The organism is Kitasatospora sp. NPDC052896 (assembly GCF_044547075.1).
GTDB lineage: Bacteria > Actinomycetota > Actinomycetes > Streptomycetales > Streptomycetaceae > Kitasatospora.
In genome coordinates this window covers 62,094-80,292 of the sequence record NZ_JBITZU010000020.1, presented here as the reverse complement: position 1 = coordinate 80,292, position 18,199 = coordinate 62,094, and the positions used below count along the sequence as shown (strand labels likewise).

The window sequence follows — 18,199 nt, the reverse complement described above, 5'->3', positions numbered from 1 at the left end:
CCGTGCCGAAGCGCACTGACATCAAGTCCGTCCTGGTCATCGGCTCGGGTCCGATCGTGATCGGGCAGGCGGCCGAGTTCGACTACTCCGGCACCCAGGCGTGCCGGGTGCTGCGGGCCGAGGGCCTGCGGGTGGTGCTGGTGAACTCCAACCCGGCCACCATCATGACCGACCCGGAGATCGCCGACGCCACCTACGTCGAGCCGATCACGCCGGAGTTCGTCGAGAAGATCATCGCCAAGGAGCGGCCCGACGTGCTGCTGCCCACCCTGGGCGGGCAGACCGCGCTGAACGCCGCGATCGAGCTGCACAAGGCCGGCACGCTGGCCAAGTACGGCGTGGAGCTGATCGGCGCCAACGTCGAGGCGATCAACAAGGGCGAGGACCGCGAGCTGTTCAAGCAGGTCGTGGAGGCCGTCCGGGCGAAGATCGGGCACGGCGAGTCGGCCCGCTCGGTGATCTGCCACTCGATGGAGGAGGTCCTGGCCGGCGTCGACACCCTCGGCGGCTACCCGGTCGTGGTCCGCCCGTCCTTCACCATGGGCGGCGCCGGCTCCGGCTTCGCGCACGACGAGGAGGACCTGCGCCGGATCGCCGGTCAGGGGCTGACCCTCTCGCCGACCACCGAGGTGCTCCTGGAGGAGTCCATCCTCGGCTGGAAGGAGTACGAGCTGGAGCTGATGCGGGACCGCAACGACAACGTCGTGGTGGTCTGCTCGATCGAGAACTTCGACCCGATGGGCGTGCACACCGGTGACTCGATCACCGTCGCCCCGGCGATGACGCTGACCGACCGCGAGTACCAGATCCTGCGTGACATCGGCATCGCGGTGATCCGCGAGGTCGGCGTCGACACCGGCGGCTGCAACATCCAGTTCGCGGTCAACCCGGAGGACGGCCGGGTGATCGTGATCGAGATGAACCCGCGGGTGTCGCGCTCCTCCGCGCTGGCCTCCAAGGCGACCGGCTTCCCGATCGCCAAGATCGCCGCCAAGCTGGCGGTCGGCTACACGCTGGACGAGATCCCCAACGACATCACCGAACAGACCCCGGCCTCCTTCGAGCCGACCCTCGACTACGTCGTGGTGAAGGTGCCGCGGTTCGCCTTCGAGAAGTTCCCCTCCGCCGACCCCGCGCTGACCACCACCATGAAGTCGGTGGGCGAGGCGATGGCGATGGGCCGCAACTTCCCCGAGGCGCTCAACAAGGCGCTGCGCTCGCTGGAGAAGAAGGGCTCGCAGTTCTCCTGGGCCGGCCCGATCGGTGACAAGGACGAGCTGCTCGCCAAGGCGAAGGTGCCGACCGACGGCCGGATCAACACCGTGATGGAGGCGATCCGGGCCGGCGCCACGCCGGACGAGGTCTTCGAGGCGACCCGGATCGACCCCTGGTTCGTCGACCAGCTCTTCCTGCTGGACGAGATCGCGGCCGAGCTGGGCGAGGCGGAGAAGCTGACCCCGGAGCTGCTGCGGCACGCCAAGCGGCACGGCTTCTCCGACCAGCAGATCGGCGAGATCCGCGGCCTGAAGGCGGACGTGGTCCGCGAGGTCCGGCACGCGCTCGGCATCCGGCCGGTCTTCAAGACGGTGGACACCTGCGCGGCCGAGTTCGCCGCCCGCACCCCGTACTTCTACTCGTCCTACGACGAGGAGAGCGAGGTCGCGCCGCGGACCAAGCCCGCGGTGATCATCCTCGGCTCCGGCCCGAACCGGATCGGGCAGGGCATCGAGTTCGACTACTCGTGCGTGCACGCCTCCTTCGCGCTCGCCGAGGCCGGCTACGAGACCGTCATGGTCAACTGCAACCCGGAGACCGTCTCCACCGACTACGACACCTCCGACCGGCTGTACTTCGAGCCGCTCACCCTGGAGGACGTGCTGGAGATCGTGCACGCCGAGCAGCAGGCCGGTCCGCTGGCCGGCGTGATCGTGCAGCTCGGCGGCCAGACCCCGCTCGGCCTGGCGCAGGCGCTGAAGGACAACGGCGTGCCGATCGTGGGCACCCAGCCGGAGGCGATCGACCTGGCGGAGGAGCGCGGCGCGTTCGGCCGGGTGCTGCGCGAGGCCGGCCTGCCGGCGCCCAAGCACGGCACCGCCTTCTCCTTCGAGGAGGCCAAGGCGATCGCGGACGAGATCGGCTACCCGGTGTTGGCCCGCCCCTCCTACGTGCTCGGCGGGCGCGGCATGGAGATCGTCTACGACGAGGTGTCGCTCGCCTCCTACCTGGAGCGGCACGCCGGCCTGATCTCCGAGCACCCGGTGCTGATCGACCGGTTCCTGGACGACGCGGTCGAGATCGACGTGGACGCGCTCTTCGACGGCACCGAGCTCTACCTCGGCGGCGTGATGGAGCACATCGAGGAGGCCGGCATCCACTCCGGCGACTCGGCCTGCGCGCTGCCGCCGATCACGCTGGGCGGCTTCGACATCAAGCGGCTGCGGACCTCGACCGAGGCGATCGCCCGCGGGGTGGGGGTGCGCGGTCTGATCAACATCCAGTTCGCGCTGGCCGGTGACATCCTCTACGTGCTGGAGGCCAACCCGCGCGCCTCGCGGACCGTGCCGTTCACCTCCAAGGCCACCGCCGTCCCGCTGGCCAAGGCCGCCGCCCGGATCTCACTCGGTGCCACCATCGCCGAGCTGCGCGCGGAGGGCCTGCTCCCGGGCGAGGGCGACGGCGGCACGCTGCCGGCCGACTGCCCGATCTCGGTCAAGGAGGCGGTGATGCCGTGGAGCCGCTTCCGGGACGTGCACGGGCGCGGCGTGGACACCGTCCTCGGCCCGGAGATGCGCTCGACCGGCGAGGTGATGGGCATCGACCGGGTGTTCGGCACCGCCTACGCCAAGTCGCAGTCGGGCGCGTACGGCGCGCTGCCGACCAAGGGCCGGGTCTTCGTGTCGGTCGCCAACCGGGACAAGCGGAACCTGGTGTTCCCGGCCCGGGCCCTGGTCGAGCTGGGCTTCGAGCTGCTGGCCACCGCGGGCACCGCGGAGGTGCTGCAGCGCGGCGGGATCCCGGCGACCGTGGTGCGCAAGCACAGCGAGGGCCCCGGCCCGGCCGGCGAGCGGACCATCGTGCAGCTGATCCACGACGGTGACGTCGATCTGATCATCAACACCCCGTACGGCACCGGCGGCCGCCTCGACGGCTACGAGATCCGCACCGCCGCCGTCTCCCGCGGCGTGCCGTGCCTGACCACCGTGCAGGCCATGGGCGCCGCCGTGCAGGGCATCGACGCCCTGGCCCGCGGCGAGGTCGGCGTGATGTCGCTGCAGGAGCACGCGGCGCTGATCAACTCCACCCGCAAGTAGCACCACCCGAGTGGGGGGCACCGGACCGCCGGCGCCCCCCACTCCCATGCGAGGAAGGCGCAACGTGTACAAGCTGCTCTTCAACCTGGTCTTCCGGAAGATGGACCCCGAGAAGGCCCACCACCTGGCCTTCTTCTGGATCCGGCTGGCCGCGTCCGTCCCCGGGCTGCGCCGGCTGGTGAGCCTGCTGCTGGCGCCGCGCGACCCGGCGCTGCGGACCCGCGCGCTCGGGCTCGACCTGCCCGGCCCGTTCGGCCTGGGCGCCGGCTTCGACAAGAACGCGATCGGCGTCGACGGCCTGGCCATGCTCGGCTTCGACTACGTCGAGATCGGCACCGTCACCGGCGAGCCGCAGCCCGGCAATCCGGCCCCGCGGCTGTTCCGGCTGGTCGAGGACCGGGCGCTGATCAACCGGATGGGCTTCAACAACCAGGGCTCGGCCCGGATCGCCGCCCGGTTGGCGGCCCGGCCGCGGACCTCGCTGACCCCGGTGATCGGCGTCAACATCGGCAAGACCAAGGTGGTCGAGGAGGCCGACGCGGTCGCCGACTACGTCAAGAGCACCGAGCGGCTGGCCGGACACGCCGACTACCTGGTGGTCAACGTCAGCTCGCCGAACACCCCCGGACTGCGCAACCTGCAGGCCGTCTCGCACCTGCGCCCGCTGCTGACGGCCGTCCGCGAGGCCGCCGACCGGACCACCCGGCAGCACGTCCCGCTGCTGGTCAAGATCGCCCCCGACCTGGCCGACGAGGACGTCGACGCGGTCGCCGACCTGGCCCTGGAGCTGGGCCTGGACGGCATCATCGCCACCAACACCACGATCGGCCGCGAGGGGCTGCGCGCCCCGGCCGCCCAGGTCGAGGCGATCGGGATGGGCGGGCTCTCCGGCGCGCCGCTCAAGGACCGCTCGCTGGAGGTGCTCAGGCGGCTGCGGAAGCGGACCCAGGGCCGGCTGGTACTGGTCTCGGTCGGCGGCATCGAGACCGCCGAGGACGCCTGGCAGCGCATCGTGGCCGGCGCCGACCTGGTGCAGGGCTACAGCGCCTTCATCTACGAGGGCCCGTTCTGGATGCGCCGGGTGCACCGGGGCCTGTCGGCGCGGCTGCGCCGCAGCGGGTTCCGCAGCCTCGCCGAGGCGGTCGGCAGCTCCGCCTGACCCGGGCTGACGGTTCGTCGGATATCGGGGGAAGTGACAGGGGGCGGGCGGATTTGGGAGAGTTCGGGTACCGCCCAGCCACCGCGCAGTCGAAAGGTGCCCCGCATGGCCAACCCCCTGCAGCTGCGGGCCGAGGTGCTCGCCAACCACGTCGAGGGCGAGTACCGCCGGCTGGTGCTGCGCGCGCCCGGTGTGCCGGAGCGGGTCCGGCCCGGTCACTTCGCCACCCTGGCGGTCGGCGGCCCGAACTCCGCGCTGCTGCTGCGCCGCCCGTTCGCGATCCACCGGGCCGACCCGCGGGCCGGCACGGTGGAGCTGGTGGTCGCCGTGCGCGGCGCCGGCAGCGCCGAGCTGGCCGACAGCCGGCCGGGTGAGCTGCTGGACCTGATCGCCCCGCTCGGCACCCCGTTCCCGCTGCCGGAGGGGCCGGCCACCGCGCTGCTGGTGGCCGGTGGCTACGGCGCCGTACCGCTGCTCGCGCTCGGCGAGGCGGTGCTGCGGCGCGGCGGCCAGGTGGGCGTCATCCTCGGCGCCGCCCGGGCCGACCGGCTGTACGGCGTGGAGCAGGCCCGGGCGCTCACCCGGGACGTGCTGGTGGTCACCGAGGACGGCTCGCTGGGGATGACCGGACGGGTCACCGACCCGCTGGCCCAGGCGATCCGGGCGATCGACGCGACCGTGGTCTACGGCTGCGGCCCGATGCCGATGCTGCGCGAGCTGAGCCGGATCGCACTCGACGCCGGGGTGCGCTGCCAGGTCGCGGTGGAGGAGGCGATGGCCTGCGGCACCGGCATCTGCATGACCTGCGTGCTGCCGGTGGTCGGCGAGGACGGGGTGAGCCGCTTCGTCCGCTCGTGCACCGAGGGGCCGGTCTTCGACGGTGGCCGGGTGCGTTGGGACGACCGGGGACGGGTGCCCGACGACCTGGAGGGGGCCGCCGCGATGGGAGGAGCGGGCCGATGACCACCGAGGCGCTCCGGCCGCAGGACGTCGATCTCAGCGCCCCGCTGGGCTCGCTGACCCTGCCCAACCCGCTGACCACCGCCTCCGGCTGCGCGGGCTACGGGCGGGAGCTGGCGCGGTTCGTGCCGCTGGACGAGCTGGGCACGGTCACCACCAAGACGATCATGCTCCATCCGCGGTCCGGCCTGGCCACCCCGCGGATGGCCGAGACCCCCTCGGGGATGCTCAACGCGATCGGCCTGCAGGGCTCCGGCATCGACGCCTTCGTCCGCACCGAGCTGCCCTGGCTGGCCGAGCGCGGCGCCCGGGTGCTGGTCTCGATCGCGGGGGAGCGGCTGGAGGAGTACACCGCGGTCGCCGAGCGGCTGAACGGGCGGCCGGGAGTGGTCGGGCTGGAGCTCAACATCTCCTGCCCCAACACCGCCGACCGCGGCCTGCTCTTCGCCGCCAATCCCGCGACCTCGTACGACGTGGTCCGGGCGGTGCGCCGGGTGGCCGACCCGGACCTGCCGGTCTACGCCAAGCTCTCGCCCGACGTCGGCTCGATCACCGAGATCGCGGCGGCCTGCGTGCAGGCCGGGGCGGACGGGCTGTCGATGGTCAACGCCCCGCTCGGGATGGCGATCGACCCGGCCACCCTGCGCCCGGCGCTGGCCGGCGGCACCGGCGGGCTCTCCGGCCCGGCGGTGCGCCCGATCGCGGTCCGCTGCGTCTACCAGGTGCACGCGGCGATGCTGGCCGGGCGGATCCCGCAGGTGCCGATCCTCGGCATGGGCGGTGTCCGGACCGGCCGGGACGCCCTGGAACTCACCCTGGCCGGGGCCGGCGGAGTGGCGGTCGGCACCGCGCTCTTCCACGATCCCGCGGCTCCGTCGCGGATCCTCACCGAACTGCGCGCCGAACTCGCGGCCCGCGGCTTCGCCAAGTACACCGACGCGGTGGGGTTCGCCCACCGCCCGCTCTGAGACACGGAAAGGCCCTCATGACGACCACCTTCGGTTCCCGGCTGCGCCACGCGATGGACAGCCGCGGCCAGCTCTGCGTCGGCATCGACCCGCACGCCGCCCTGCTCGCCGCCTGGGGGCTGGGCGACGACCTGGCGGGCCTGGAGACCTTCAGCCGGACCGTGGTCGAGGCACTGGCCGACCGGGTCGCCGTGCTGAAGCCGCAGGCCGCGTTCTTCGAGCGGTTCGGCAGCAGGGGCGTCGCGGTGCTGGAACGGACCGTGGCGGACGCCCGGGCGGCCGGGGCGCTGGTGATCATGGACGCCAAGCGCGGCGACATCGGCTCCACCATGGCCGCCTACGCGGAGGCCTTCCTGGCGCCGGACAGCCCGCTCTTCTCGGACGCCCTGACGGTCAGCCCCTACCTCGGCTTCGGCTCGCTGCAGCCGGCGGTGGACCTGGCCCGGTCCAGCGGCTGCGGGCTCTTCACGCTGGCCCTGACCTCCAACCCGGAGGGCTTCGAGGTGCAGCGGGCGACCGGCCCGGACGGGGTGAGCGTCGCGCAGGGCGTGCTGCGCCGGCTGGCGGCGGAGAACGCGGGTGCCGAGCCGCTCGGTTCGTTCGGCGCGGTGGTTGGCGCGACGCTGGCCGACGCGGGGGTGGACCTGACGATCAACGGGCCGCTGCTGGCCCCGGGGATCGGTGCCCAGGGCGCGACGATGGCCGATCTGCCCCGGGTCTTCGGCGCCGCGGTGCGCGACGTGGTGCCCAGCGTCAGCCGGGACGTGTTGCGGCACGGCCCCTCGGTCACCGCGCTGCGGGAGGCCGCGCAGACCTTCGTCGACGATGTGAGGGCCGTCACATCGGCTTGACGAACGCCGCCCAAACCGGGCCGTTTTCTCCCGAAAAGTCCTGGCCTACCTGTGCTGACCAGGACTTTTCGGCTTCTTTTCCTGACGTGGGCGCGCAATCCGGGTAGTGTCCGGCGGTAGGGGCTCTCAGCAGTGTGTTTCCCGTTGCTCTCGCAGGTCAGAGCGGCTAGGTTCCACTGCGGCCGAAACCAGACCGGCGACGGTGGGCCCCTGGCACCACCAATGTCCTAGCACTTCAACTCCTTCCAGACCCTGAGGTGAACGGCGTGGCTCTTCCGCCCCTTACCCCTGAACAGCGCTCCGCCGCGCTGGCCAAGGCCGCCGAGGCTCGCCGGGAGCGCGCCGAGGTGAAGAACCGGCTCAAGCACTCGAACGCGTCCCTGCACGAGGTGATCAAGGCCGGCAAGTCCGAGAACGAGGTCATCGGCAAGATGAAGGTCTCCGCGCTGCTGGAGAGCCTGCCGGGTGTCGGCAAGGTTCGGGCCAAGCAGATCATGGAGCGCCTCGGGATCAGCGAGAGCCGCCGGGTGCGCGGCCTCGGCAGCAACCAGATCGCCTCGCTGGAGCGGGAGTTCGGCAGCACCGCGTCCTGACGCGGCCCCGGTGGTGCCGGGTCCGTCCAGGATCCGGGATAATCGGTGCATGAGTGAACGTCCGCGGCTGACCGTGCTCTCCGGCCCTTCGGGGGTCGGCAAGAGCACGGTCGTCGCCCATATGAGGCAGCAGCACCCCGAGGTCTGGCTCTCGGTGTCGGTGACCACCCGGCACCCGAGGCCGGGCGAGAAGGACGGGGTCCAGTACCACTTCGTCGACAACGACGAGTTCGACAAGCTGATCGCCAACGGTGAACTGCTGGAGTGGGCGGTCTTCGCCGGCAACCGGTACGGCACCCCGCGGTCCGCCGTGGAGCAGAAGCTGGAGCGGGGCGAGCCGGTCCTGCTGGAGATCGATCTGCAGGGCGCGCGCCAGGTGCGCGAGTCGATGCCCGAGGCGCAGCTGGTCTTCCTGGCGCCGCCGAGCTGGGACGAGCTGGTCCGCCGGCTCACCGGCCGGGGCACCGAGCCGCAGGACGTCATCGATGAGCGGCTGGCAGCGGCCCGGGTCGAGCTGGCCGCCGAGCCGGAGTTCGACAGCACCCTGGTGAACACCTCGGTCGAGCAGGTGGCGACCGAACTGCTAGCCTTGCTCGGTGTAGCCTGATGTGATCTTTGCGATCAGATCAGATTCTTTCTTTTCCACCCTTTCGGAAGGTTTTCGCGTGTCCTCTTCCATGACCGCGCCCGAGGGCATCATCAACCCGCCGATCGACGAGCTGCTTGAGGCCACGGACTCCAAGTACAGCCTGGTGATCTACGCCGCCAAGCGCGCCCGTCAGATCAACGCGTACTACTCGCAGCTGGGCGAGGGTCTCCTGGAGTACGTCGGCCCGCTGGTCGACACCCACGTGCACGAGAAGCCGCTGTCGATCGCGCTGCGCGAGATCAACGCCGGCATGCTCACGGCCGAGGCCGTCGACGCCGCCTGAGGTCTCATCGCAGGGCCCGCCGGACCACCGTCCGGCGGGCCCTGCGGCGTTCGCGCCGACTGTTCCCTTGGTCACGGTGCGCGACCGATCTGAGTGATCGTAGGCTGAACGCGAATCCCAGCGGAGGAGTGAGCGAGCCCCATGAACCAACCCCGTGTCGTCCTCGGAGTGAGCGGCGGGATCGCCGCCTACAAGGCGTGCGAGCTGCTGCGCCGGTTCACCGAGTCCGGCCACCAGGTCACCGTGGTGCCCACCGCGGCGGCGCTGCACTTCGTCGGGGAGGCCACCTGGGCGGCGCTCTCCGGCCGACCGGCGGCCACCGAGACCTGGGAGCGGGTGCACGAGGTCCCGCACGTGCGGATCGGGCAGCAGGCCGACCTGGTGGTGGTCGCGCCCGCCACCGCCGACCTGCTGGCCAAGGCCGCCCACGGGCTGGCCGACGACCTGCTCACCAACACGCTGCTGACCGCCCGCTGTCCGGTGGTCTTCGCGCCCGCGATGCACACCGAGATGTGGGAGCACCCGGCCACCCAGGAGAACGTCGCCACCCTGCGGCGGCGGGGCGCGATCGTGCTGGAGCCGGCGGTGGGCCGGCTCACCGGGGTGGACACCGGCAAGGGCCGGCTGCCCGACCCGGAGGCCATCTTCGAGGCCTGTCGTCGGGTGCTGGCCCGCGGCGCCCTCGCCGCCGACCTGGCCGGCCGGCACGTGGTGGTCTCGGCCGGCGGCACCCGGGAGCCGCTGGACCCGGTGCGCTTCCTGGGCAACCGCTCGTCCGGCAAGCAGGGCTACGCGCTGGCCGTCACCGCCGCCGCGCGCGGCGCCCGGGTCACCCTGCTGGCCGCCAACACCGAGCTGCCCGACCCGGCCGGGGTCGATGTGATCAGGGTCTCGACGGCGCTCGACCTGCGGGAGGCCGCGTTCAAGGCGGCCGCCGACGCGGACGTCGTGGTGATGGCCGCCGCGGTGGCCGATTTCCGGCCAGCCGAGTACGCCGCGGGCAAGATCAAGAAGGTCGAGGGGGTCGAACCGGCGCCGGTCGCCCTGGTCCGCAATCCCGACATCCTGGCCGAGCTCTCGGCGCACCGGGCGCGCCCTGGCCAGCTGGTGGTGGGCTTCGCCGCGGAGACCGACCAGGTGCTCGCCAACGGCCGGGCCAAGCTCGCCCGCAAGGGCTGTGACCTGCTGGTCGTCAACGAGGTGGGAGTCGACAAGGCGTTCGGCGCCGACACCAACGAGGCGGTGCTGCTGGGCGCCGACGGCAGCGAGACGGCCGTACCCGAAGGGCCGAAGGAGGCGCTGGCCGACGTGGTCTGGGACGCCGTCGCCGCTCGACTGGCGTGACCGTAGATTGAGACGGTTCTGCTCGTCGGAGCAGAGGGAGTGTCGAACGCGTATAGCTGACCGTTACACTCCAGGAATCAAGTCTTTCCGGATGCCCCGGCCCGGCCGGGAGCGTTCAGTCAGCAGCCGCTGCAACCCCAGGGAGCGCTGTGTCTCGCCGCCTGTTCACCTCGGAGTCCGTCACCGAGGGACACCCCGACAAGATCGCTGACCAGATCAGCGACACCATCCTCGACGCCCTGCTCAAGGACGACCCGACCTCCCGGGTCGCCGTGGAGACGCTGATCACCACGGGTCTGGTCCACATCGCGGGCGAGGTGACCACCAAGGCCTACGCGCCGATCGCGCAGCTGGTGCGCGAGAAGATCCTGGAGATCGGGTACGACTCCTCGAAGAAGGGCTTCGACGGCGCCTCCTGCGGCGTGTCGGTGTCGATCGGCGCGCAGTCCCCGGACATCGCCCAGGGTGTCGACTTCGCGCACGAGGCCCGCGTCGAGGGCGATGACGACGACCTGGACAAGCAGGGCGCGGGCGACCAGGGCCTGATGTTCGGTTACGCGTGCGACGACACGCCCGAGCTGATGCCGCTGCCGATCACCCTGGCGCACCGGCTCTCCCGCCGGTTGTCGGAGGTCCGTAAGAACGGCACGATCCCCTACCTGCGCCCGGACGGCAAGACCCAGGTCACCATCGAGTACGACGGCGACCAGGCGGTCCGCCTGGACACCGTGGTGATCTCCTCGCAGCACGCGAGCGACATCGACCTGGACTCGCTGCTGGCCCCCGACATCCGCGAGTTCGTGGTGGAGCCCGAGCTCAAGCGGCTGGCCGAGGACGGCATCGAGCTGGAGATCGGTGACTACCGGCTGCTGGTCAACCCGACCGGCCGGTTCGAGGTCGGCGGCCCGATGGGTGACGCCGGTCTGACCGGTCGCAAGATCATCATCGACACCTACGGCGGCATGGCCCGCCACGGCGGCGGTGCCTTCTCCGGCAAGGACCCGTCCAAGGTGGACCGCTCGGCCGCCTACGCGATGCGCTGGGTCGCCAAGAACATCGTCGCCGCCGGCCTGGCCAAGCGGGCCGAGGTCCAGGTCGCCTACGCGATCGGCAAGGCCGAGCCGGTCGGCCTGTTCGTGGAGACCTTCGGCACCGAGACCGCGCCGGTGCTGGAGATCCAGAAGGCCGTCACCAAGGTCTTCGACCTGCGCCCGGCCGCGATCATCCGCGACCTGGACCTGCTCCGCCCGATCTACGCCCAGACCGCCGCCTACGGCCACTTCGGCCGCGAGCTGCCGGACTTCACCTGGGAGCGCACCGACCGCGCCGAGCAGCTGAAGGCCGCCGTCGCGAGCGCCTGATCCGCTGATCGCACGGGCGGCGGTCACCCCTGGTACGGGGTGGCCGCCGCCCGTGCGTGTCGGTGCGGTCTGGTACCACTGGATCCATGAGCAAGACCGGCCGCAGTGAAGGGAGCGCCTCGTCGCCGGCCGGGCCCGGGGGAGGGGACGGTCCGATGAGCGGTGAGCACGACGACGCTCCGGGCGGCCCGCCCGAGCAGCTGGCGCTGATCCGGGAGACGGTCCGCCGGGCCAAGCCGCGCACCTGGCGCGGTGCGCTGCCGGCCGCCGAGCTGCCGGTGGCCCGAGTGCTGGTGGACAAGGGGCTGCTCCACCTGGACCAGTTCTTCGACTACGCGGTGCCCGCCACGATGGCCGAGGACGCCCAGCCCGGCTGCCGGGTCCGGGTGCGTTTCGGGGCGCGCGTGGTGGCCGGGCGGCGCGAGGGTGGTGAACTGCACGACGGCTTCATCGTCGAGCGCCTGGCCGTCAGCGACTACCCCGGCCCGCTCGCCCCGCTGGCCCAGGTGCTCTCGCCGGAGCGGGTGCTCACCCCGGCGCTGCTGCGGCTCAGCCGGACCATCGCCGACCGCTACGCCGGCACGCTGGCCGACGTGCTGCAGCTCGCGGTGCCACCGCGACACGCCAAGGCCGAGGCGGAGCCCTCACCCGACCCGCTGCCGCCGCCGGCGCAGCCGGAGCCGGGCAGCTGGCGGCGCTACCCGCAGGGCCCGGAGTACCTGGCCGCGCTGGCCGCCGGCCACGCCCCGCGCGCGGTCTGGACGGCGCTGCCGGGTCCCGACTGGCCGCAGGAGATCGCCCGGGCGATGGCCGCCACGCTCAGCGCCGGGCGTGGCGCGCTCGCCGTGCTGCCGGACGGGCGGGCAGTGGCCCGCGTCGACCGGGCGCTCGGCGAGCTGCTCGGCCCCGGGCGGCACACCGCGCTCAGCGCCGACCTGGGCCCCAAGGAGCGCTACCGCCGCTGGCTGACCGTCAGCCGTGGCTCGGTACGGGCCGCGATCGGCACCCGGGCGGCGGTCTTCGCGCCGGTCCGCGACCTCGGCCTGCTGGTGGTCTGGTCGGACGGCGACAGCAGCCACAGCGATCCGCGCGCGCCGCACCCGCACGTGCGGGAGGTGGCGCTGCTGCGGGCCGCCGAGGAGGGCGCGGCGGTGCTGCTCGGCGGGCTGGCGATGACCGTCGAGGGTGCTCAGCTGCTGCGCACCGGCTGGGCCCGGCCGCTGGCCGCCGACCGCGCGACGGTCCGGGAGACCGCGCCGCGGGTGCGCACGGTGGGGGACGCCGACCAGGCGCGCGACGAGGCCGCGCAGACCGCCCGGTTGCCGTCGGTGGCCTGGCAGGTGGCTCGGGAGGCGCTGCGCGACGGCCCGGTGCTGGTCCAGGTGCCACGGCGGGGCTACGCGCCGAGGCTGGCCTGCGACCGTTGCCGCACCCCGGCCCGCTGCGCGCGCTGCGTCGGGCCGTTGGAGGCCACGGGCGCCGGGCAGGCGCTGCGCTGCGCCTGGTGCGGGCTGGAGGAGGCGGACTGGCACTGCGTGGAGTGCGGGTCGTTCCGGCTGCGGGCGCAGGTGGTGGGTGCCCGGCGGACGGCGGAGGAGCTTGGCAAGGCCTTTCCGCAGGTGCCGGTGCGCACCTCGGGGCGGGACGCGGTGCTGGCCACCGTGCCGGGGGAGCCGGCGCTGGTGATCTCCACGCCCGGCGCCGAGCCGGTGGCGGAGGGCGGCTACGCGGCGGCGCTGCTGCTGGACGGCTGGGCGCTGCTGAACCGTCCCGACCTGCGGGCCGGCGAGGAGGCGCTGCGGCTCTGGCTGGCGGCGGCCTCGCTGGTCCGGCCGGCCGCTCAGAGTGGCGTGGTGGTGATCGTGGCCGAGCCGGGCGCACGGCCGGTGCAGGCGCTGGTCCGCTGGGACCCGGCCGGGCACGCCGGTCTGGAGCTGGACGAGCGGGCCCAGCTGCGGTTCCCGCCGGTCTCCCGGATGGCCTCGGTGACCGGGTCGCCGGGGGCGGTGGCCGACCTGCTGGCGCTGACCCGGCTGCCGGAGGGGACGGATCTGCTGGGGCCGGTCCCGCTCCCCGCACCCGGGGGGCGCGGTGAGGAACAGGAGCGTGCGCTGCTGCGCGTGCGCCCCGGGCAGGGCGGAGCGCTGGCGGCGGCGCTGAAGGCGGCGCAGATCGCCCGGGTGGCGCTGCGGACCGCGGAGCCGGTCAAGGTGCGGATCGACCCGCCGGACATCGGCTGATCGGCCCTCGACAAGCCGAGTGGGAAGTCGGCCAGGCCGACTTCCCACGTAGCAAAGCCTCGAGCGCTGGTCACCCTCGCAACTGGACCCCCGGCCGGCTGGCCTGCCGGGCGGCCGGGACGGATCGGGCCAGCTGGCCCGCGGCCGGCTCCTCCAACGCGGCGGCGGCGCCGGCCGGCTCCTCGTCCAGGCAGTCGTCGCGCGGCGCGGCGGGCGTCGGGACGGCGCCGGCCAGCGTGTTCCCGCCGGCCCCGAGCAGCTCGGTGGCCGAGCGCCGCATGCCGTAGCGGCGGTGCACCGCCTGCTTGGTGACCCCGAGGGCGGAGCCCACCGAGTCCCAGGAGAAGCCCAGCGCCCGGTCGAACTCGACCGCGGCGGCGACCAGGGTCTCCACGCTCTCGCGCAGCTCCTGGGCCAGCCGCACGGTCGGCGCCGGCGCCCGCCCGTAGACCACGAAGCCGCCGGAACTGCTGGGGCGCCGCGGGCGGTAGACGTTGCCCAGCTGCGCGGTCAGGGTGCGCAGGGCGTCCACCTGGCGGCGGACCCGCTCGATGTCGCGTACCAGCATGTGCAGGCTCGCCCGTGCCCGGGTGTCGTGATTGATCTGCTCGGCCATCGTGCTCAGGCCACCTTCCGTGCAAGTGATGGGGGCCCCGCGCCGGCCCGGTGAAACTCGCGGTCAATCCCACTTGACCAACGCCGAAGCGGCCTCGGGGTCACGCGTCGGGTCGATCCGGGATCTGCCGGATCGGCGGTCGGCCGGGTCCGGCCACGGCATAGACTGACGCTTTGCCCCGCCCGACTGAGGAGCCCGCCACCGTGCCGATCAAACCGATCCGGATCTTCGGTGACCCGGTCCTGCGCGCCAAGGCGCAGCCGGTGACCACCTTCGACAAGGAGTTGCGCGGTCTGGTCAAGGATCTGACCGAGACCATGCTGGCGGCCCCCGGGGCCGGCCTGGCGGCTCCTCAACTCGGCGTCTCGTTGCGGGTGTTCACGTACCACGTGGACGGGGTGACCGGTCACCTGATCAACCCGGACCTGTCGCTCTCCGAGGAGGAGCAGGACGGCCCGGAGGGCTGCCTGTCACTGCCGGGGCTGCGCTTCGACACCAGGCGCGCCTACGGTGTGGTGGCGCGCGGGTTCAACGAGTACGGCGACCCGGTGACCGTCGAGGGCACCCAGCTGCTGGCCCGCTGCATCCAGCACGAGACCGACCACCTGGACGGGATCATCTTCATCGACCGACTGGACCGCGAGGCGCGCAAGGAGGCGCTGCGCGCGATCCGGGAGGCCGACTGGGGCGCCGAGCCGGCCCCCGTGGTGCGGATCTCCCCGCACAGCACCTTCGGTGCGATCCGCTGAGCGGTCCGCCCCGTTCACCCCGACGTCCACTCCCCTCCGCCAGCTGCTGAAAGGTCCTGACCCTTGCGTCTCGTCTTCGCCGGAACCCCCGAGGTCGCCGTCCCCGCGCTGGAGGCGTTGCTCGCCTCCGACCGGCACGAGGTGGTCGCCGTGGTGACCCGCCCCGACGCGCCGGCCGGCCGCGGCCGCCGGCTGGTGGCCAGCCCGGTCGGCCAGCGGGCGGCGGAGGCCGGGATCGAGGTCCTCAAGCCCGCGAAGCCGAGCGAGCCCGAGTTCCTGGCCCGGCTGGCCGAGTTGGCCCCGGACTGCTGCCCGGTGGTCGCGTACGGCGCGCTGCTGCGCGAGCCGGCCCTGGAGATCCCCCGGCACGGCTGGGTCAACCTGCACTTCTCGCTGCTGCCGGCCTGGCGCGGCGCGGCCCCCGTCCAGCACGCGGTGCTGGCCGGCGACGAGGTGACCGGTGCCTCGACCTTCCTGATCGAGCGCGGCCTGGACTCCGGCCCGGTCTTCGGGATCATCACCGAGGACATCCACCCCACCGACACCAGCGGCGAGCTGCTCGACCGGCTGGCCCGGGCCGGCGCGCGGCTGCTCGGCGCGACCATGGACGGCATCGAGGACGGCACCCTGGAGGCCGTCCCGCAGCCCGCCCAGGGGGTCACCCTGGCGCCCAAGATCACCGTCGAGGACGCCAGGATCGAGTGGGCCCACCCCGCGTTGCGGATCGACCGCCTGGTGCGCGGCTGCGCCCCGGCGCCGGGCGCCTGGACCACCTTCCGCGGCGAGCGCCTCAAGCTCTCCGGCCCGGTCCGGCTGCTGACCGACCGTACCGAGCTGGCCCCCGGCGAGCTGGCGGTGGAGAAGAACAGCGTGCGGGCCGGCACCGGCAGCCACGAGATCGAGCTGGGCGAGGTCCAGCCGCAGGGCAAGAAGCCGATGCGCGCGGCAGACTGGGCGCGAGGCGTCCGGATCGAGAGCGGTGAGCGGCTCGGCGCCTGAACTCCCAGTCCGTCCTCCTTTTCCGCCTTTTCCGCAGCACCTTGAGGTAAGTCCCGTGAGCACCCCCAGCGCCTCGCGCACCCCGCGTCCGAAGGGCGCGCCGCGCCCGCACCGCCGTCCGAAGCAGGACCCGGCCCGGATCGTCGCGTTCCGCGCCCTGCGCGCCGTCGACGAGCGCGACGCCTACGCCAACCTGATCCTGCCCTCGCTGCTGCGGGAGGCCGAGCAGAAGCAGAAGCTGGACCGGCGGGACGCCGCGCTCGCCACCGAGCTGGTCTACGGCACGCTGCGGATGCAGGGCAGCTACGACGCGATCATCGCCGCCTGCATCGACCGGCCGCTGCGCGAGGTGGACCCGCCGGTGCTGGACGTCCTCTCGCTCGGTGCCCACCAGCTGCTGGCCACCCGGATCCCCTCGCACGCCGCCGTCTCGGCCACCGTCGAACTGGCCCGGGTGGTGCTCGGCGACGGCCGGGCCAAGTTCGTCAACGCGGTGCTGCGCCGGATCAGCGCCCAGGACCTGGACAGCTGGATCGCCCAGGTCGCCCCGCGGTACGAGGAGGACGCCGAGGACCACCTGGCGGTCGTCCACTCGCACCCGCGTTGGGTGGTCGCCTCGCTCTGGGACGCGCTCGGCCGCTGGCAGCCGGACGCCTCCGGGCGCAGCGCCGTCGAGGAGCTGCTGCGGGCCGACAACGAGCGCCCGGAGGTGACCCTGGTGGCCCGGCCCGGCCGGATCGCCACCGCCGACCTCGCCGCCGCGCTGCCGGACAGCTCGCCCGGCCGCTGGTCCCCGTACGCGGTGCGGCTCGCCGAGGGCGGCGACCCGGGCGAGCTGGCCGCGGTCAAGGAGAACCGGGCCGGTGTGCAGGACGAGGGAAGCCAGCTGGTCGCCGTCGCGCTGGCCAACGCGCCGCTGGACGGGCCGGACCGGCTCTGGTTGGACGGCTGCGCGGGCCCCGGTGGCAAGGCCGCGCTGCTCGGCGCGCTGGCCGCCGAGCGGGGCGCCGCGCTGGTGGCGTCCGAGAAGCAGCCGCACCGGGCCCGCCTGGTGGCCCGGGCGCTGGACGGCAACCCCGGCCCGTACACCGTGATCGCCGCGGACGGCACCAAGCCCGCCTGGCGGCCCGGGAGCTTCGACCGGGTGCTGATGGACGTGCCCTGCTCCGGCCTCGGCGCGCTGCGCCGCCGTCCGGAGGCCCGCTGGCGCCGCCGGCCCGAGGACGTCGCCGGCTTCGGCCCGCTCCAGCGTGACCTGCTGCGCTCGGCTCTCGCGGCGGTCCGGGTCGGCGGGGTGGTCGGGTACGCCACCTGCTCGCCGCACCTGGCCGAGACCCGTGCGGTGGTCGAGGACGTCCTGCGCGGTGCGCCGGAGGTCGAGTGGATCGACGCCCGGCCACTGCTGCCCGGCGTTCCCGCGCTCGGTGCCGGCCCGGACATCCAGCTCTGGCCGCACCTGCACGGCACGGACGCGATGTACCTCGCGCTGCTGCGCCGTACCGCCTGAGCCTGGGAGGGCCCCTCGGGCTTGTCTGACAATTCGCGCCCGGCGGGAATTGTCAGACGAGCCCTAGTTGACCGGGGTGAGCATCGCGGTCAGGATGCGGCGCAGCGAGCGGGCGAAGAGCTGGTCGAGGTCCGCCGGCGCCGCGCGGCCGGCCAGGTTGGCGGCCAGGTGCGGGTACTGGCCGGTGAGAGCGGCCCGGCCCAGGTATTCGGCCAGTTCGCGCTGCGCCTGCAAGCGGTCCTGGCCGGGGGAGACGCCGCCGTGCTCCCACTCGGCGAACTGGCAGACGAAGCCGCTGAACAGCGCCATCGCCTCCAGCTTGGCGCTGCCGTCGAGCTCCGTGGGGGCCAGCACGGCGAGGAAGTGGTCCAGGAAGCGCAGCCCGTTGGGGCCCAGGGTGGGCCGGGTGATGACCAGTGAGAGCGCCCAGCGGTGCCGGCGCAGGATGCCCAGCTGCTGGTGGGCGAGGGCCGTGAGGTCGGCCCGGACGTCCCCGGAGGGTTCGGCGGGCAGCTCGTACTCGGCGACCACCGAGTCCAGCATCAGGTCGAATCGGGCGAGCCGCCACCGGCCGGCGGGGGAGCGGCAGCGGTCCGGCGGGCGGCTGTC

Annotated in this window: 16 protein-coding genes; 14 read left to right on the top strand and 2 right to left on the bottom strand. The window is 73.3% G+C overall.

The window, feature by feature from the left end; all coding sequences use genetic code 11:
- Positions 1-2 precede the first annotated feature (2 nt).
- The 11 genes from carB (at position 3) to ACIGXM_RS28710 (ending at position 13,719) form a co-directional block, all read left to right on the top strand.
- Positions 3-3,311: a carbamoyl-phosphate synthase large subunit gene (gene carB / locus ACIGXM_RS28760; protein ID WP_396565865.1), complete on the top strand. Its 3,309-nt coding sequence runs from the start codon at positions 3-5 to the stop codon at positions 3,309-3,311.
- Positions 3,312-3,375: 64 nt separating this feature from the next.
- Entirely contained in the window at positions 3,376-4,470 is a 1,095-nt protein-coding gene (locus ACIGXM_RS28755; RefSeq protein WP_396565863.1) for a quinone-dependent dihydroorotate dehydrogenase, read from the top strand.
- A 105-nt stretch (positions 4,471-4,575) separates the two neighbouring features.
- Positions 4,576-5,433, top strand: coding sequence for a dihydroorotate dehydrogenase electron transfer subunit (locus tag ACIGXM_RS28750; protein ID WP_396565861.1), 858 nt, complete (start codon positions 4,576-4,578; stop codon positions 5,431-5,433).
- The gene (locus ACIGXM_RS28745) at positions 5,430-6,398 is read left to right on the top strand and encodes a dihydroorotate dehydrogenase (RefSeq protein WP_396565859.1); all 969 of its coding nucleotides are present in this window, start codon (positions 5,430-5,432) and stop codon (positions 6,396-6,398) included. The genes ACIGXM_RS28750 and ACIGXM_RS28745 overlap by 4 nt, the downstream gene beginning before the upstream one ends.
- Positions 6,399-6,415: 17 nt before the next feature.
- A complete protein-coding gene (gene pyrF, locus ACIGXM_RS28740) occupies positions 6,416-7,249 on the top strand; it encodes an orotidine-5'-phosphate decarboxylase (protein WP_396565857.1) in 834 nt (277 codons plus the stop codon).
- A gap of 266 nt (positions 7,250-7,515) precedes the next feature.
- The gene (gene mihF / locus ACIGXM_RS28735) at positions 7,516-7,842 is read left to right on the top strand and encodes an integration host factor, actinobacterial type (RefSeq protein ID WP_396565856.1); all 327 of its coding nucleotides are present in this window, start codon (positions 7,516-7,518) and stop codon (positions 7,840-7,842) included.
- 49 nt (positions 7,843-7,891) lie between these two features.
- Complete coding sequence (gmk, locus tag ACIGXM_RS28730; protein ID WP_396565854.1) at positions 7,892-8,449, top strand: guanylate kinase; 558 nt, start codon at positions 7,892-7,894, stop codon at positions 8,447-8,449.
- A 58-nt stretch (positions 8,450-8,507) separates the two neighbouring features.
- The gene (gene rpoZ / locus ACIGXM_RS28725) at positions 8,508-8,774 is read left to right on the top strand and encodes a DNA-directed RNA polymerase subunit omega (RefSeq protein ID WP_035840778.1); all 267 of its coding nucleotides are present in this window, start codon (positions 8,508-8,510) and stop codon (positions 8,772-8,774) included.
- 141 nt (positions 8,775-8,915) lie between these two features.
- Entirely contained in the window at positions 8,916-10,118 is a 1,203-nt protein-coding gene (coaBC, locus tag ACIGXM_RS28720; RefSeq protein ID WP_396565852.1) for a bifunctional phosphopantothenoylcysteine decarboxylase/phosphopantothenate--cysteine ligase CoaBC, read from the top strand.
- Positions 10,119-10,267: 149 nt separating this feature from the next.
- Positions 10,268-11,479, top strand: coding sequence for a methionine adenosyltransferase (gene metK / locus ACIGXM_RS28715; protein ID WP_396565850.1), 1,212 nt, complete (start codon positions 10,268-10,270; stop codon positions 11,477-11,479).
- A gap of 155 nt (positions 11,480-11,634) precedes the next feature.
- Positions 11,635-13,719: a primosomal protein N' gene (locus ACIGXM_RS28710; protein WP_396565848.1), complete on the top strand. Its 2,085-nt coding sequence runs from the start codon at positions 11,635-11,637 to the stop codon at positions 13,717-13,719.
- A gap of 70 nt (positions 13,720-13,789) precedes the next feature.
- Here the strand turns inward: ACIGXM_RS28710 and ACIGXM_RS28705 are convergent, their stop codons facing one another.
- The gene (locus ACIGXM_RS28705) at positions 13,790-14,335 is read right to left on the bottom strand and encodes a hypothetical protein (protein WP_396565846.1); all 546 of its coding nucleotides are present in this window, start codon (positions 14,333-14,335) and stop codon (positions 13,790-13,792) included.
- Between the two features lie 203 nt (positions 14,336-14,538).
- Between ACIGXM_RS28705 and def the strand changes: the two genes are divergently transcribed.
- The 3 genes from def (at position 14,539) to ACIGXM_RS28690 (ending at position 17,590) form a co-directional block, all read left to right on the top strand.
- Entirely contained in the window at positions 14,539-15,084 is a 546-nt protein-coding gene (def, locus tag ACIGXM_RS28700; protein ID WP_396565966.1) for a peptide deformylase, read from the top strand.
- Positions 15,085-15,147: 63 nt separating this feature from the next.
- The gene (gene fmt, locus ACIGXM_RS28695) at positions 15,148-16,083 is read left to right on the top strand and encodes a methionyl-tRNA formyltransferase (RefSeq protein ID WP_396565844.1); all 936 of its coding nucleotides are present in this window, start codon (positions 15,148-15,150) and stop codon (positions 16,081-16,083) included.
- 55 nt (positions 16,084-16,138) lie between these two features.
- Complete coding sequence (locus tag ACIGXM_RS28690) at positions 16,139-17,590, top strand: RsmB/NOP family class I SAM-dependent RNA methyltransferase (protein WP_396565842.1); 1,452 nt, start codon at positions 16,139-16,141, stop codon at positions 17,588-17,590.
- Between the two features lie 63 nt (positions 17,591-17,653).
- Here ACIGXM_RS28690 and ACIGXM_RS28685 read toward each other — a convergent pair whose 3' ends face one another.
- On the bottom strand, positions 17,654-18,133 hold the full coding sequence (locus tag ACIGXM_RS28685) for a TetR/AcrR family transcriptional regulator C-terminal domain-containing protein (RefSeq protein ID WP_396565840.1): 480 nt from the start codon (positions 18,131-18,133) through the stop codon (positions 17,654-17,656).
- Between the last annotated feature and the right edge of the window lie 66 nt (positions 18,134-18,199).

Excerpts from the sequence above, each read along its gene's own strand:
- ACIGXM_RS28750 (WP_396565861.1), top strand. The coding sequence starts at position 4,576 with ATGGCCAACCCCCTGCAGCTGCGGGCCGAGGTGCTCGCCAACCACGTC.
- ACIGXM_RS28745 (WP_396565859.1), top strand. The coding sequence starts at position 5,430 with ATGACCACCGAGGCGCTCCGGCCGCAGGACGTCGATCTCAGCGCCCCG.
- pyrF (WP_396565857.1), top strand. The coding sequence starts at position 6,416 with ATGACGACCACCTTCGGTTCCCGGCTGCGCCACGCGATGGACAGCCGC.
- gmk (WP_396565854.1), top strand. The coding sequence starts at position 7,892 with ATGAGTGAACGTCCGCGGCTGACCGTGCTCTCCGGCCCTTCGGGGGTC.
- coaBC (WP_396565852.1), top strand. The coding sequence starts at position 8,916 with ATGAACCAACCCCGTGTCGTCCTCGGAGTGAGCGGCGGGATCGCCGCC.
- ACIGXM_RS28710 (WP_396565848.1), top strand. The coding sequence starts at position 11,635 with ATGAGCGGTGAGCACGACGACGCTCCGGGCGGCCCGCCCGAGCAGCTG.
- ACIGXM_RS28705 (WP_396565846.1), bottom strand. The coding sequence starts at position 14,335 with ATGGCCGAGCAGATCAATCACGACACCCGGGCACGGGCGAGCCTGCAC.
- ACIGXM_RS28685 (WP_396565840.1), bottom strand. The coding sequence starts at position 18,133 with ATGCTGGACTCGGTGGTCGCCGAGTACGAGCTGCCCGCCGAACCCTCC.